General features: G+C 67.5%; 15 protein-coding genes. 2 read left to right on the forward strand and 13 right to left on the reverse strand.

Features of this window, described 5'->3' with window-relative positions; all coding sequences use genetic code 11:
* Positions 1-63: 63 nt before the first annotated feature.
* From IPM73_12185 to IPM73_12240, 12 genes are all read right to left on the reverse strand, one after another.
* A complete protein-coding gene (locus IPM73_12185; protein MBK8918770.1) occupies positions 64-627 on the reverse strand; it encodes a hypothetical protein in 564 nt (187 codons plus the stop codon).
* A complete protein-coding gene (locus IPM73_12190) occupies positions 624-1,334 on the reverse strand; it encodes a glutathione S-transferase family protein (GenBank protein ID MBK8918771.1) in 711 nt (236 codons plus the stop codon). The genes IPM73_12185 and IPM73_12190 overlap by 4 nt, the downstream gene beginning before the upstream one ends.
* 17 nt (positions 1,335-1,351) lie before the next feature.
* Positions 1,352-1,750: a DUF995 domain-containing protein gene (locus tag IPM73_12195; protein ID MBK8918772.1), complete on the reverse strand. Its 399-nt coding sequence runs from the start codon at positions 1,748-1,750 to the stop codon at positions 1,352-1,354.
* A gap of 76 nt (positions 1,751-1,826) precedes the next feature.
* Positions 1,827-2,372: a chorismate lyase gene (locus IPM73_12200; protein ID MBK8918773.1), complete on the reverse strand. Its 546-nt coding sequence runs from the start codon at positions 2,370-2,372 to the stop codon at positions 1,827-1,829.
* On the reverse strand, positions 2,369-2,806 hold the full coding sequence (locus IPM73_12205; GenBank protein ID MBK8918774.1) for a DUF192 domain-containing protein: 438 nt from the start codon (positions 2,804-2,806) through the stop codon (positions 2,369-2,371). The genes IPM73_12200 and IPM73_12205 overlap by 4 nt, the downstream gene beginning before the upstream one ends.
* A gap of 38 nt (positions 2,807-2,844) precedes the next feature.
* Positions 2,845-3,057: a hypothetical protein gene (locus IPM73_12210; protein ID MBK8918775.1), complete on the reverse strand. Its 213-nt coding sequence runs from the start codon at positions 3,055-3,057 to the stop codon at positions 2,845-2,847.
* A gap of 63 nt (positions 3,058-3,120) precedes the next feature.
* Positions 3,121-3,702, reverse strand: coding sequence for a pseudouridine synthase (locus IPM73_12215; GenBank protein ID MBK8918776.1), 582 nt, complete (start codon positions 3,700-3,702; stop codon positions 3,121-3,123).
* A 5-nt stretch (positions 3,703-3,707) separates the two neighbouring features.
* Complete coding sequence (locus IPM73_12220; protein ID MBK8918777.1) at positions 3,708-4,952, reverse strand: spore maturation protein; 1,245 nt, start codon at positions 4,950-4,952, stop codon at positions 3,708-3,710.
* 34 nt (positions 4,953-4,986) lie between these two features.
* Positions 4,987-5,532, reverse strand: coding sequence for a hypothetical protein (locus tag IPM73_12225; protein ID MBK8918778.1), 546 nt, complete (start codon positions 5,530-5,532; stop codon positions 4,987-4,989).
* A 120-nt stretch (positions 5,533-5,652) separates the two neighbouring features.
* A complete protein-coding gene (locus IPM73_12230; GenBank protein ID MBK8918779.1) occupies positions 5,653-6,156 on the reverse strand; it encodes a hypothetical protein in 504 nt (167 codons plus the stop codon).
* Between the two features lie 398 nt (positions 6,157-6,554).
* Entirely contained in the window at positions 6,555-7,616 is a 1,062-nt protein-coding gene (locus IPM73_12235; protein ID MBK8918780.1) for a DUF1016 family protein, read from the reverse strand.
* A gap of 295 nt (positions 7,617-7,911) precedes the next feature.
* Positions 7,912-8,484 carry a DNA-3-methyladenine glycosylase I gene (locus IPM73_12240; protein MBK8918781.1) on the reverse strand — a complete coding sequence of 191 codons (573 nt, stop codon included), beginning with the start codon at positions 8,482-8,484 and terminating at the stop codon, positions 7,912-7,914.
* A 121-nt stretch (positions 8,485-8,605) separates the two neighbouring features.
* Between IPM73_12240 and IPM73_12245 the strand changes: the two genes are divergently transcribed.
* Together IPM73_12245 and IPM73_12250 are read left to right on the forward strand one after the other, a co-directional pair.
* Entirely contained in the window at positions 8,606-10,972 is a 2,367-nt protein-coding gene (locus IPM73_12245; GenBank protein ID MBK8918782.1) for a hypothetical protein, read from the forward strand.
* Between the two features lie 143 nt (positions 10,973-11,115).
* Positions 11,116-13,047, forward strand: a complete 1,932-nt coding sequence (locus IPM73_12250; GenBank protein MBK8918783.1) for an LTA synthase family protein — start codon at positions 11,116-11,118, stop codon at positions 13,045-13,047.
* Between the two features lie 65 nt (positions 13,048-13,112).
* On the opposite strand, the gene IPM73_12255 is transcribed toward IPM73_12250, so the two are convergent.
* On the reverse strand, positions 13,113-13,277 hold the full coding sequence (locus IPM73_12255; GenBank protein MBK8918784.1) for a DUF3149 domain-containing protein: 165 nt from the start codon (positions 13,275-13,277) through the stop codon (positions 13,113-13,115).
* Positions 13,278-13,287 lie beyond the last annotated feature (10 nt).

Below are 13,287 nucleotides of genomic sequence, written 5' to 3' on the forward strand. Positions count from 1 at the left end.
CGGCGGCCCGACCCCTGCCCCCTGCCCCCTGCCCGGCCTGCGGCGGAAGCGGGAGAGCGCATTTCAAACCCCGCTTTGGCGGCGCAGGGGAGGCAGGACTTCGCGTTCCAGCCAGAGGCAGAAGCGCCAGGCGCGCTGATCGCCCCCCTCGGCCCGCTGGTGCAGGTCGGCCAGCAGGGCCGCTTCGGCGAACCACCAGAAGCCCTGGACATCCTGCCGCAGGGCGGCGGGGGGAAGCCGGGCGGCGAGCTTGCGCCGGCCCAATTCGTCGAGGCTGATGCCGAGGACGCGCCAGGCGTCGTCGGCGCGGATGCGGAAGCGCCCGCCGCCCTCGGCCTCGATGCGCACCCAGATATCGTCGAAGGCGTGGTGCCGCCCCTGGGCCTCGGCCCAGATCCTGCGCCGGCCCCAGCCGTGGACCGCACTGCCCCCGGCGACCAGGCCCCGGGCGATGAACGCCGCCACGAGAGGAACGCCGAACAGGATGCCGATGAACCCCATGAGAGACCCTAGCAACGCGAGCGCCCCGATAAGGCCCAGGGCCACCCAGACACGGGAAGCGGTGAGCCAGCGCCCGTGCCAGGTCTCGTAAGCGTCCCGGGGGCGGTCGGGGAAATCGGTGCTCACCGTGGAGAAGCGGAAAAATAGCGTTCGCGCATCCGCCGGCAATAGGCGGGCAGGGCCGGCAGGCTGCGGGCGTGGCGGGCGAGGGGCGAATCCTCGGGAAACACCAGGATGTTGGCCAGGAAAGCGTAGGCGCTGGCGTCCAGGGTTGTGGGAGCGTCGCCCAGAAAGTAGGCCTGCTCTCCCAGCAGCTCTGCCAGGGCCGTGAGGTCGGTGCAGCCAATGGCCATGATCTCTTCGGGCCTATGGCGCCCCAGGCCGTGGCCGTGGATTTCCTGTCGCACGCTGCGCCGCGCCAGGGGCGGCACGATCAGCCGCAGGGGGGCGGGGAGCGCGGCAAAGAAGGCCTGGCGTGCCGCGGCGAAGCCTGCGTCGTCTATCCAGCGCAGGTAGATGAGCGCCCAGTAGAGGTTCTCTTCCAGCAGACGCCGGATCGCCACCCCCAGGGCCCGCTGCCGCGGCGCGAGGGGGGCGTCGAACGGGTCACCGTACTTGCGCTGGAGGTACTCGATGATGAAAGTCGAGTCGGCGATCCGCGATCCGTCGTCGTCGATGAAGGGAAGCTTGCCCTTGGGCGCCTTCTGCAGGAGGCCGCGATTGTCGCAGCGGTAGGCCAGCCCGGCCATGCGCAGATAGGTCTCGACCTTCATGCAGAAGGGACTGAGATTGGGCAGGCCGAAGGCGGTCGGGAATTGATAGAGGGTGATCACCGCTTCCGCCGTGCCGCTTAGCGCGTGAATTCGATCTTGCTGGCCGGCTCCACCTTATTGAGGTAGTAGGCGCCGTCGTCCCCCTTGAGGATGGCCGCGCACCAGCTTTCCGAAGCGCGCTTCCACTCGATGCTGACGCAGTACTTGCCCTCCTCGCTCACGCTCCAGGTGCCGGGGGACGACGCGGACTTGTTGCCGGCGATGGACCCGTAGAGCCGGTTGTCGCTGGTGGCGTAGAGCTTGCCGTCGGCATCGTTGCTCCAATAACGATGACTTCCGGACGACTTGGACACGTGGGCGACCTTGGCCCCGGGTAGAAGCTCGCCGAGTTGTTCCCGGCTGAGGCGCACCGCTTCCTGGGCTGCGGCACCGCCGACGAGAAGCAAGGCAGAAACAAGGACGAGAGTGGATTTCATGGTGGCCTCCTGGGATGTGCGCCCCACGGACGCAGGCTTGGCAAGGACGCCAGCATGGCCGCGGCGGCGCAGAAAATCAAGCCGCAGGGCAGCCGGCGCCCTCCAGCGCCGCGACCGCCGGCAGAAACACCTCGGTCACCAGAACCTGCTGTCCGCCCAGACGATGCAGGGAACGCCGCGCCCAGAACGGGCCTTCCCCGGGCGCGTAAGGCGCCGCCCGCCCATGCAGCGGATGGCGGCGGTCTATGCGCAAGAATTCCAGCCGCCCGCGCGTGAACCCCGGGTAGGCGAAGAGCAGGGAACCCAGGGAGCGGCTGCCCAGACGGACGAGCCAGCGGGTCAGGCGCCCGCGCGGGCGCTCGGGCAACACCGTATGGGCGAAGATGACGGGAACGCCGTCACACTCCAGCACCACCTCCCGCACCCAGGAGCGCCCCGAACGCCCCTCCGCTGCAAGGACTTCGTCGCGCAAGGCCGCGCCGCGGCCGCAGGCGACAAGACGCACCCGGAACCGGCCGCAGGCGGCCTGGCAACGGGCGGTGAGCGAGCCCGCCTCCACCAGCCAGGAACGGAACGGCCCCGCCCCGGTCCGGGAGGGGGGAAAACGTCGCCAGGAAATCACCGGGGCGCCGGAGCCTTCTCGATCCCGCCGATGCGGCTGCCGGCCTGGACGCCTTTGGCCGCGAACCAGCCCTGGTTCATCTCCAGGGCGTAACGGGCCGGCCGGGCGGCGCAATGGCTCGTTTCACTGTGGGGCGTCATGTCGGCGATGTTGATGATGCGACCCTGCTCGTCGAGGAAGGCGACGGAAAGGGGAAGGAAGGTGTTCTTCATCCACATGCAGTGGGTACGCTGGGCCGGAAAGACGAACAGCATGCCCTGATGGGCCGCCATGGCACGCCGGTTCATGAGCCCCACCTGGCGGTTGGTATCGTCGGCCGCGACCTCGGCGTCGATACGGTACATGCCGACGCTCAGTTCCAGATGCGGCATCTCGGCGCTGGCCACGGTGCAGAACAGTGCCAGGGCCAGGGCGGGAATTAAACGGACATTCATGGGGAGTTTCCTCGGTCGGACGGGGTGGCGGCCCGCAATTATCGCCGACCCGCCTTGCGCTTGGCAGCGGATGCCTTGCGCACAGGCGAATTCTTCTTGGCCTGGGCCGAAGACTTGACGTGGGGCGCCGGACCGGGCGCGGTCGTGACGGCATCGTCAGGGCTCTCGGCCGCCCGGGGCGTGGCGGCCTGCGCGGCGAGGGAGGCGAAAGCGAGAATGGCCGCAGTGGCCAGGGCAAACAGGGACTTCATCGGGAGCTGCGTTCCTTTGCGGGGATGGGGGGCGTGCCGAACATAGCTGAACCTATCCGACTCTCACTCCTTGGGCGCCCCCGACGAACCGGGCGTTCCCGGCGCCGGCGGGTCCGTGCGCCAGGCCCCGGGAGCCAGGCCCTCCAGGGTGTAGGCGCCCACGGCAGCGCGGATCAGGCGCAGGGTAGGATACCCGATGGCGGCAGTCATGCGCCGTACCTGGCGGTTTTTTCCCTCGCTGATGCGGATCTCCAGCCAACTGGTGGGGATCGCCGCCCGGTAACGAATGGGCGGGTCCCGGGGCCAGAGGCCCGCTGGCTCGTCGATGATCCGCACCCTGGCCGGCTTGGCCGTGAAGTCGGCGAGTTTCACCCCCCGGCGCAGGGGCTCCAGATCGGCCTCCGCCGGAATGCCCTCCACCTGCGCCCAGTAGGTCTTTTCCAGCTTGTGGCGGGGATGGGCGATGCGGGCCTGCAAGGCCCCGTCGTCGGTGAGGAGCAGGAGCCCCTCGCTGTCCGCATCCAGGCGCCCGGCCACATATACGCCCTTGACCGGGATGAACTCGTCCAGCGCCCGCCACTTGCCTTCCGGGGTGAACTGGCTCAGGACGCCGTAGGGTTTGTTGAAGAGGACGAGGGTGACCACGCGAATCAGCGATAGAAGGCGTAGCCGATCAAGATCGCCCCCACCAGCCCCACGACGTCGGCGATCAGGCCGCAGGCTACGGCGTAGCGGGTCTTGGTGATATTGACACTGCCGAAGTAGACGGCCAGGACGTAGAAGGTGGTTTCCGTGGAGCCCTGGATGATGGCGGCCAGCTTGGCGGGGAAGGAATCGACGCCGTAGGTGGTCATCACATCCACCATCAACCCGCGGGCGCCGCTGCCGCTGAGGGTTTTCATCAGCCCCACCGGCAGGGCCGGGACGAAAGCGTCGTCCAGGCCGAGGGCCAGGACCACGCTGCGGATGGCGCCGATGAGGAAATCCATGCCCCCGGTGGTGCGAAAGATGGAGATAGCCGCGAGCATGGCCACCAGGTAGGGGATGATCTGCACCGCCACCCCGAAGCCCTCCTTGGCGCCGTCCACGAAGCTCTCGTACACGTCGATGCCCCGCCAGGCCGCCACGGCGACGAAGAGCACGATGAGCGAGACGATGACGCCGCTGCCCAGCAACCCGATCATCTGCGCCATGCGCTCCGGCGCCAGACCGGAAAGCCCCCAGTAGAGCCCGCCCATGAGGGTGGCGAAACCGGCGAAGAAGGCCAGCACCGGCCGGCAGAAGAGGTTGATGCGCTGCCACAGGGCCACGGCGACCAGCCCGGCGCAGAAGGAGACGAAGGTGCCGAGCAGGGTGGGCAGAAAGATGTCGGCGGCGTTGAAGCCCACCAGCCCCTGCTGCAGGGCGATGCTCTGGCGGATGGCGATGACGGTGGTAGGAATCAGCGTGATGCCCGCCGTATTGAGCACCAGGAACATGATCATCGGGTTGCTGGCCGTGTCCTTGTGCGGGTTGATCTCCTGCAATTCCCGCATGGCCTTGAGGCCCAGGGGCGTGGCGGCGTTGTCCAGGCCCAGCATGTTGGCGGAAACATTCATGACGATGCTGCCGCCCGCCGGGTGCCCCGGCGGAATCTCGGGAAACACGCGGCGGAAGAAGGGCGCCACGGCCCGTCCAAAAAGTTCGATCAGCCCGCCCCGCTCGCCGATCTTCATGATCCCCAGCCACAGGCTCATGAGGCCCACCAGGCCGAGGGCAATGTCGAAACCGGTCTTGGCTGTGTCGAACAGCCCCGTCAGCACCCGGGAAAACACCTCGACATCGCCTTGCAGGGTCTGCACCACGGCAGCCACGAAGCCAAGGAGGACGAAGGCGATCCAGATGCGATTGAGCACGGGAGCGGGAATGCCGCGCGGGTAGAGGGGGGTTTCAGGCCACAGCGCGGCGCAGAAGCCGGCCCACACCCTGGCGCAGGCGCTGCCACCAGGTGCGGCCGGCCGAGGGCAGCGCCGCACACGCCGCCCCGGGGGCAGGCTGCGGAAGGCAAGCCGCCAACGCAGCAGGCAGCGCCTCAGGGGCGACGGATGCGGACACGGGCTGCGCCGCACTGGCCGGAACGGAAACCAGCGCATCCACTGCGCCAGGCTCGACCGGCGCCGGTGCCGGCGACAAGGCCGCGGGCTCTGCGGAAGTCGTCGCAGTCTGGGGAGAGAGGGCCTCGCCGGCCGGGGGGAGGACGGCGGCGACGGCGATGGGCGGGGAAGAGACTGTCACCGCAGCAACGGGCGCAGGCACGGCCAGGATCGGCGTCTCGACCGCCGGCGAAGCCTTCGCCAAGGCCTTTCCGCGCGCCGCGCGAGCCCGCGGTGCTGCCGCGGGCCTGGGGTGGCGCTTGGCCGCGGGCGCAGCGGGTTCGTCACGCAGATAGCTCGATTTGCGTTCGTCAAAGTGCTCGATTTCGTCGAAGGTCAACATGGCGAATCTCCGTGAATTGGCCGTGACGCCCGCCGCTGCCAGCGCAGGGCGTCACGTTTCCTATCCGGCAGGATAACAGAAATGGTGCACCGCACCAAAGCCACCCCGGACCTGCACCGGCTATTCCACCCCGCCGGGCAGCCGCCAGGGCTCCCGGACCGTCTGGTAGACCGCGTGGGGCAACTGCACCAGCACCGGCGCCAGCGTCCCGTCGAGCCAGGTCGCCAGGGCCAGCATGTCCTCCCGCGCCAGGGCCGTGCACCCGGCCGTCGGCACCCCCGGCGCCTCCCAGATGTGCAGAAAAATGCAGGAACCCGCCCCAGGCACCACGGGATCGCCGTTGTAGCCGACCACGGCCCCGACCTCGTAGCGCCCGTCCCGGCGCAGCATGTCTTCGCAGGAACGCCAGTCCTTGTCGACCCGGCGTTGATCGACGATGCGGTTGTAGTGGCGGGAAGCCGGGTCATCGATGCACTTCAGGTCCGGCGTCGCCGCAAGAAAGGGTAGCCGGGCAACGCGCGCCACCGCCTCACCGGCGCTGCCGTAACCGAACAGCCCGGTGACGGGGAAAATCCCGGCGGGAGAACGACCGTCACCTTCCCGCTTGAGCGGCGCCGCGCTCAAGCGGGCATCCGGAAAACCACTCCCCACCGCCATCCCCGCCCGGCCGAGCACGGCCCGGAACGGCCCCGGGCCGGCTTGCCACGGCAGTCCGGGGGAAGCGGAGGCAAAGCACTGGAGAGTTGCCGCAGGGCTGTCCCAAGCTTCGCCGAGGACCAGGACGAGTTGCGTGGGTAACCGGCATGCAAGTGACGCTTGGGCTTTAAGCGACATACCGCTTCACGGGGAGGGCGGGGGAAGAATGCGGCCACGACTTCCGCGTCCAGGCGTCTTGTCTCCCGGTGCCCGCCAGGAACGCCTTCATTGCCGCAAGGCTCGGGTGAAGACTGCGTCGTTGGAAAGGTTGGCGATGCCGGTCAAAGCCTGCGGACTGCGCCGGCGCAGGTTAGATCTGGGCTGGGTCATGATTCGTCCTCGTCGCCCTGGATTTCATCGCCCGCCAGCTCGCGCTCGATCTGTTCGATGCTGGGCAGGCTGGTTTGCAGTTCGGCGGGTAGCGATTCGAGCAACTTGTATTCGGCAACGCCCATCGGTTGCGTCTTGTCGCCCAGGGCGTACTCCGCCACGATTTTGTTCTTGGTCTTGCAGAGCAGGAGACCGAGGGTCGGATTGTCGTGCTCGCTTTTCACCTGCCGATCGACGGCGGTCAGGTAAAACCCCAGTTGCCCCAGGTGCTCGGGCTTGAATTTGCCGCCCTTGAGCTCGATGACCACATAGCAGCGCAGTTTCAGATGATAGAACAGCAGGTCGATGAAGAACTCGTCGCCGCCCACGTCCAGCAGCACTTGCCGCCCGACGAAGGCAAAGCCGGCGCCCAGTTCCAGCAGGAATTCGGTGACGTGCCGAACGAGGGCGCCCTCGATGTCGCGTTCTTGCGCTTCATGCGTCAGGCCAAGGAAGTCAAAACGGTAGGGGTCTTTCAGAGACTCGAGGGCAAGGTCGGACTGCGGCCTGGGCAAGCGCGCCTCGAAGTTGGTGACGGCGGTGCCGCTGCGCGCGATCAGGCGGGTTTCTATCTGGATGTTCAGCACATTGCGAGACCAATTGTGTTCGATGGTCTTGGCGATGTACCAGCGGCGTTCTTCCGGCGTATTCAATCGATCCAGCAGCACCAGATTGTGGCCCCAGGGCAATTGTGCAGCAGCCTGTTGCACAAATTCCTCATCCGGCCAGGCCTCGGCAAAGGCGCGCATGTACTTGAGGTTGCGCGGCGAAAACCCTTTCATGTCCGGGAAAGCGGTGCGCAGGTCCTGCGCCAGCCGCTCGATGACCTTCGCCCCCCAGCCTTGTTCGGCCTGCCGCGCCAGGATGTCGCGCCCGATCTGCCAGTAGAGCCGCACCAGTTCGCGATTGACCGCCAGCGCGGTGCGCTGCTGGGCGCCGTGAATGCGGGCTTTCAGCTCGTTCAGCCAGTCGGCGTAGCCAGCGGGCGGCGCGGTCAGGCGGGCCGGCTTGTCGTTCATGGTTTCGTTTCCTCCGCCTGATTCGCAACAGCGGCCAATCCGCCGAAAGTGGCTGCCGACTCACTTGCCGTCATCGGCGGCCAGGACTTTATCGGCATGAAGACTTCGTGCTTGCCGAGGGGGGAGTCCATGGGCTTGCGGGACGTCCTCGGACTCACGGGATAGCACCAAAGGCGGCAAGCCTCGGGAATCAGGACATTATGCCTCATACCCACATTGACTTTAGCCCGATCACGGGGCGCGGACTGCGGACGGCGCAAGTGCGGGCCGCTCCCGCCCCGAACCGGAACGCCCCTCACCCCCCCATCCGCTTCACCTCCTCATGCCGCGGGCAACTCAGCAGATGATCATTCACCATCCCCGCCGCCTGCATGAAGGCGTAGCAGATGGTGGAGCCGACGAACTTGAAGCCGGCGCGGGCCAGGGCCTTGCTCATGGCGTCGGATTCCGGCGTCTTGGCGGGGACTTCGGCCAGGGACGCCCAGGCGTTCTGGATGGGGGGACCGCCGACGAAGGACCACAGGAAATCGCTGAAGGACTGCCCGCTGGCGGTGAGGGCGAGAAAAGCCCTCGCGTTGCCGAGGGCGGCGGCCACCTTGGCCCGGTTGCGCACGATGCCCGGATCGGCCAGCAGGGCCGCAACCTTGGCGTCGTCGTAGCGGGCGATGGCGGCGGGGTCGAAGCCGTCGAACACGCGGCGGTAGTGCTCCCGCTTCTTGAGGAGGGTGGACCAGGAAAGTCCGGCCTGGGCGCCTTCCAGGATGAGGAGCTCGAAGAGGGCGCGGTCGTCGCGCAGGGGGACGCCCCATTCCTCGTCGTGGTAGCGGCGGTAGAGTTCGAATCCGGTGCACCAGGGGCAGGGTTCCATGGGAGGTCTCGCAGAGCGTTGGGGTTTCGCCTGACCCCGGCAAGGTGCGAGAGGCTGGCGGGGAGCGCGGCGCAGAGTAGTATGAAGGAAAGGCGCGACGGGTGAGGGGAAGGAGGCGGGCATGTTTCCTGATTTTCGGCAGCTGACGCGGGGTGTCTCTCAGGCAGCGGCCGCTCTGGCGATGCTCTGGCCGGGCATGGCCCCTCTGCCGGCCCTGGCGGAAGACACCTGCGCCCGCAGCCTCCCGCCGCTTTCCCAGGACTTCACCCCCGGAGGTCCTGTCCCGCCGGCCATTCCCGGCCGTGTGATCCCCATGCCCCATGTGCTGCGCGACGAATTTCTGGTCGCTTCCTGGCTGCAGGGCTTCTACAACGCCGCACCGGGCTACGACCGCGGCCTCAATTGGGGCGGCCCCGAGGTTCTGCGGGGGGGCGACATTACGGGCACCTTGCAGGGTCTGGCCGACATGGCCGAGTTTTTCGACTTTTCCCGCCCGCAGCAAACCGACACCCTGATCCTGAGCAAGTATTTCGTGGATGTCCTGCGCCAGCAGAAGCAGGTGGAAGCGGCCATCCAGATCGCCAAGAACGAGGCGCGCAATCACGCCATGACCCTCAAGAATCGTCTGGCCTGCGGGCAGTCGGGAGACTATTCCTACCGCGGCCGCGAGATCGTCATGGGCGACGACTACAGTTTCAGCGTGCATCTGGCCATCGGTTCCTTCAGCGTCTTCTGGGAGGCGACCTGCCGGGTCGGCCCCAAGCGCTGCTGCATCCCCGACGCCGGCAGCGAATCGGGTTTCCGGGACGAGGCCGAATTCCACTGCGACATCGACTTCACCCTCTACGACAACTACAACTTCAGCATCCGCTCCGGCACCGGGGGAACGGGTCTGCTCAAGGCGATCAATCCCCTGGGCTGGTTCGGCACCAGCTTCCACCAGTACGGGCGCTGGCGGCAGGGCGTGGAGGGTCGCCTCACCCATGCCATGAGCCCAGCGGCTGCGGCCTGTTGCCGCCGCACGGCGGCCGATCCGCCCCCGCCTCCTCCGCCGCCGCCTCAGCCCCCCGATCCTCCCCCCGTGCAGCCGCCGCCCGGCGACGGTCCCGCCCCGACCGGCGAGGCGCCCTGCCCCGAGTGCGACCCCATCGCCGCCCAGATCGCCGCCGCCGAGCAGGCCCTGGCCGACGCGGAAGCCCGCGTCGCCGCCTTGCGCCAGGCGGCGGAAGACAACCGCCGCAAGCGGGCCGCCGAGGAGGCCCGTCTCAAGGATCTCCAGCGCGAGCAGGACAAGGGCGAATGGACCGCCTCGGGCAGCGACCCGGAAACCGGCATCAGCAAGGATTACGACGCCACCCGGGGCGACGGGCAGGTCCATGTCACGGTGCGCAACGCCAAGGGCGAGGTGATCGACAGCTACAGCTATCCACGCAGCCGCAACGCCAGCGAAATCCGCAGCCGCATCGAGGCCACACAGAAGACCCTGGCCGACTTGCGGGCGGAAGGGGCCCGTCTGGACGAGCAACTCGGCAATGCCCTGAAGGAGCAACGCCGGCTTTCCGCGGAGCTGCGCCGCTTGCGGGCGGAACTTGAAGCCTGCCTGAAGCGCTGCCGCGGCGGGGGAGAAGACGGCGGCGGGACCGGCGCCCTGCCCGGCGGCGGCTGCAGTTTCCCGCCCGCCAAGCCCGCCATCCTCGGCCCCCGGGACCAGTTCGGCTACGGCGGCGAGCAGAAGGCGGCCGAAGTGGGCAAGGCCGCCCTCGGCCTGCTGGGTGGACTTTTGGGCGGCCGCGGCGGTGGCGGCCGGGGCGGTGGCCCCCTGGGTGGCGGGTCGGACGACGGCAAACCGCCCCTGGCCGACGACCCTGTGCGCGACAAGCGCCTGTTCACCGACGCGGACACCGGCACGGCGATCAAGGTCGGGGGGCTCACCCGGCCCGACGGCAAGCTGCTGGTCAGCATCGACGTGAACAAGGCCGAGGATAAGGGCGTCGTCCATTACGCCACCCTGGAGCGCCTCGAACCCCAGGCCGACGGCAGTTGCCGCCTGCTGGTCGCCGAACCGGTGGAGTGGCAGCACTACGAAATCTGGGAAGACTGGTGGGCCAAGATTCGCATCCGCCGCTACGAGAGCGTCAATGGCGGCCCCTGGCGTCAGACCCACGACACCGGCTGGGTCGATTGGGGCAGCGGCTCCCGCCTGCTGGAAAGCGGCCTCCTCGCCCCCGACCAGATTCCCCGCACGGCCTGGGGCTCCATGGGGGCAGATCGTGCCTTCGGCGGCCCCCGGTCGGCGGGGGCGGTCTTCGACCTGGGGCGCATCGCCGAAGTCACGCCCGGCACGGCGGAACGGCTGGTGGTGCATGTCACCCGCCCGGGGCAGGATCCCGTCAGCACGGTACCCTTCGTGCTGTATCCGGTGAAGGGCGACGGCGGCCGCGTCGGCTATAGTGATTCCCCCTTGCCGCCGAGCGAAGGGCCCCGCTGAACGCCCCCGCCGCAGCGCAGCGCTGAGCGGACCCCTTCATCGCGTTAAGGTTCTGTAAAGCCGGGAATGCCAGACTCGCCGGGGTCTGCCGCCAGTCCCTCTCCCCGGGCCCCCGGACGCCCCCCACTTTTCGCCCCGATACCGTGCCCTCCACGCGCCGCCGCCCTCCCCTGCTCCTCATCGCCACCCTGGCCGCACTGCTCGTCTGGTCCCTCCTGCGCTTCGGCCTCTGGCTCTCGCTCGGCGATGCCCGCCCGGGCGCGCCCCTGACCGGATCGGCACTTCTGCTGGGCCTCGCCTTTGACCTCGCGACCCTGGCCTTCATGGCCGCCCCGGCACTATTGATCGCGGCGCTGTGGCCCAATCGCTGGGCCTCCGGGCGCCTCGCTCTGCTCCTTCGCTGGTGCATTCTCGGTACCGCGCTGTTCGCCCTGGGATTTGGCGCCATTGCCGAGGGGGTGTTCTGGCAGGAGTTCACCACACGCTTCAATTTCATTGCCGTCGACTACCTGATTTACACGCAGGAAGTGGTCAACAACATCCGGCAGTCCTACCCGGTGGGAGCAATCCTCGGCATGCTGGCCGTCGCCGTTGCGAGCCTGGTGTTCCTGCTGGCACAGCGCCTGGACTTGAGTGCCCGGCCAATCACCTGGCGGCACAGGGCTCTCCTGGCCCTTGCGGGGGTCGTGCTTCCTCCGGCCGCCTTCGCACTGTTCAGTGTCGACATGATGGAGTTTTCCGCCAATCAGTACGCCAACGAACTGGCGGGCAACGGGCTGTTTTCCCTGGCCGCGGCCATGCGTCGCAATGAACTGGACTATGAACGCTACTACCGGACGATTCCGCAACCCCGGGCGGATCAGCTTCTGAGCAGTCTGGGTGCCAATCGCCTTCAGTTGTCCGACGCTTTTGCGGCACCTGAGACGGGGCCCCGCAAGGTCGAGCTAGGTCCTTTCACGCGCTCGCCCCGGCATCTGATCCTGATATCCGTCGAAAGCCTCTCCGCGGAATTCCTGGGTGTTTATGGCAATTCTCAGGGCCTGACGCCCAAGCTGGACGAACTGGCCTCCGCAGGCCTGCGATTCGACTGGATGTTCGCCACGGGGACGCGCACCGTCAGGGGCCTGGAAGCGCTTTCCCTGGGGGTTCCCCCGGTGCCTGGACAATCCATCGTCCGCCGTCCGAACAACGAGCAACTGGCCAGCCTGGGGGAAGTGCTGGAGGACAACGGGTTCAAGAATTTCTTCCTCTACGGCGGCTACGGGTATTTCGACAACATGAACGCCTTTTTCGGCGCCAACGACTATACGGTTATCGATCGCACCGACTTCAAAAAGGACTCGATCGTCTTCGAGAATGTTTGGGGTGTTGCGGACGAATCCCTGTACGCAAACACTCTGGCCACCGTAGACGCTGCGGTCCGCGCCGGGAATCGGGTTTTCGCCCACGTGATGACGACATCGAACCATCGTCCCTTCACCTACCCGGGCGGGCGGATCGACATCCCCTCGCCGGGAGGGCGGGAGGGCGCGGTGAAATACACCGACTACGCCATCGGGAAGTTCATCGACGACGCCAGGGGAAAGGATTGGTTCAAGGACACCCTGTTCGTGATCGTCGCCGACCACTGCGCCTCTTCCGCCGGAAAGAGCAAGCTTCCGGTCGAAAAATACCGCATCGCCGCTCTCTTCTACGCCCCTGACATGCTGGAGCCCGGCGTCTATGAGCGGCGCGCCAGCCAGATCGACCTCGTACCGACCCTGACCGACGTCCTGGGGGCCAAGGGCGACGAACACTTCTTCGGCCAGTCGCTGTTCGAGGAAAAGCACCTGCCCGCCCGCGCCTTCATCAGCAACTACCAGGAACTGGGCTATTACCGGGAAGATCGGCTGGTCGTCCTTTCTCCGCGCCAGCGCGTCGAAACCTTCGCCATCGATCCCGCTACCCTCGCCGCATCGCCGACGGAAAACGACGATGCCCTCACCGAGGAAGCGATCGCCTATTACCAGACGGCGTCCAAGGCCTTCAAGTCCGGCGCCCTGCGCTATACGGAACGCGCCTACTCCACCCGCTGAACGCCCATCCCGGCCGCACAGGCACGCCGCGCCCCAGCGACCAGACGCCACGCCAGAGCCAGGCGCTAAGGGGCGCCGGGGGCGCCGCGCCCGCCAGCGGCGTGGCGGGCGTCCTCTTTCATGTGCTTGATGGCGTAGCGGCCGATATACACCGCCATGACCAGAATGAAGAGGATGGTGAACAGGCTGAGCAAGCCAATGTCGGAAGTGAAAAGCAGTTGCCAGGCCATGACGGATCTC

The organism is Betaproteobacteria bacterium (assembly GCA_016720065.1).
In the GTDB taxonomy this organism is placed as follows: Bacteria; Pseudomonadota; Gammaproteobacteria; order Burkholderiales; family Rhodocyclaceae; genus SSSZ01.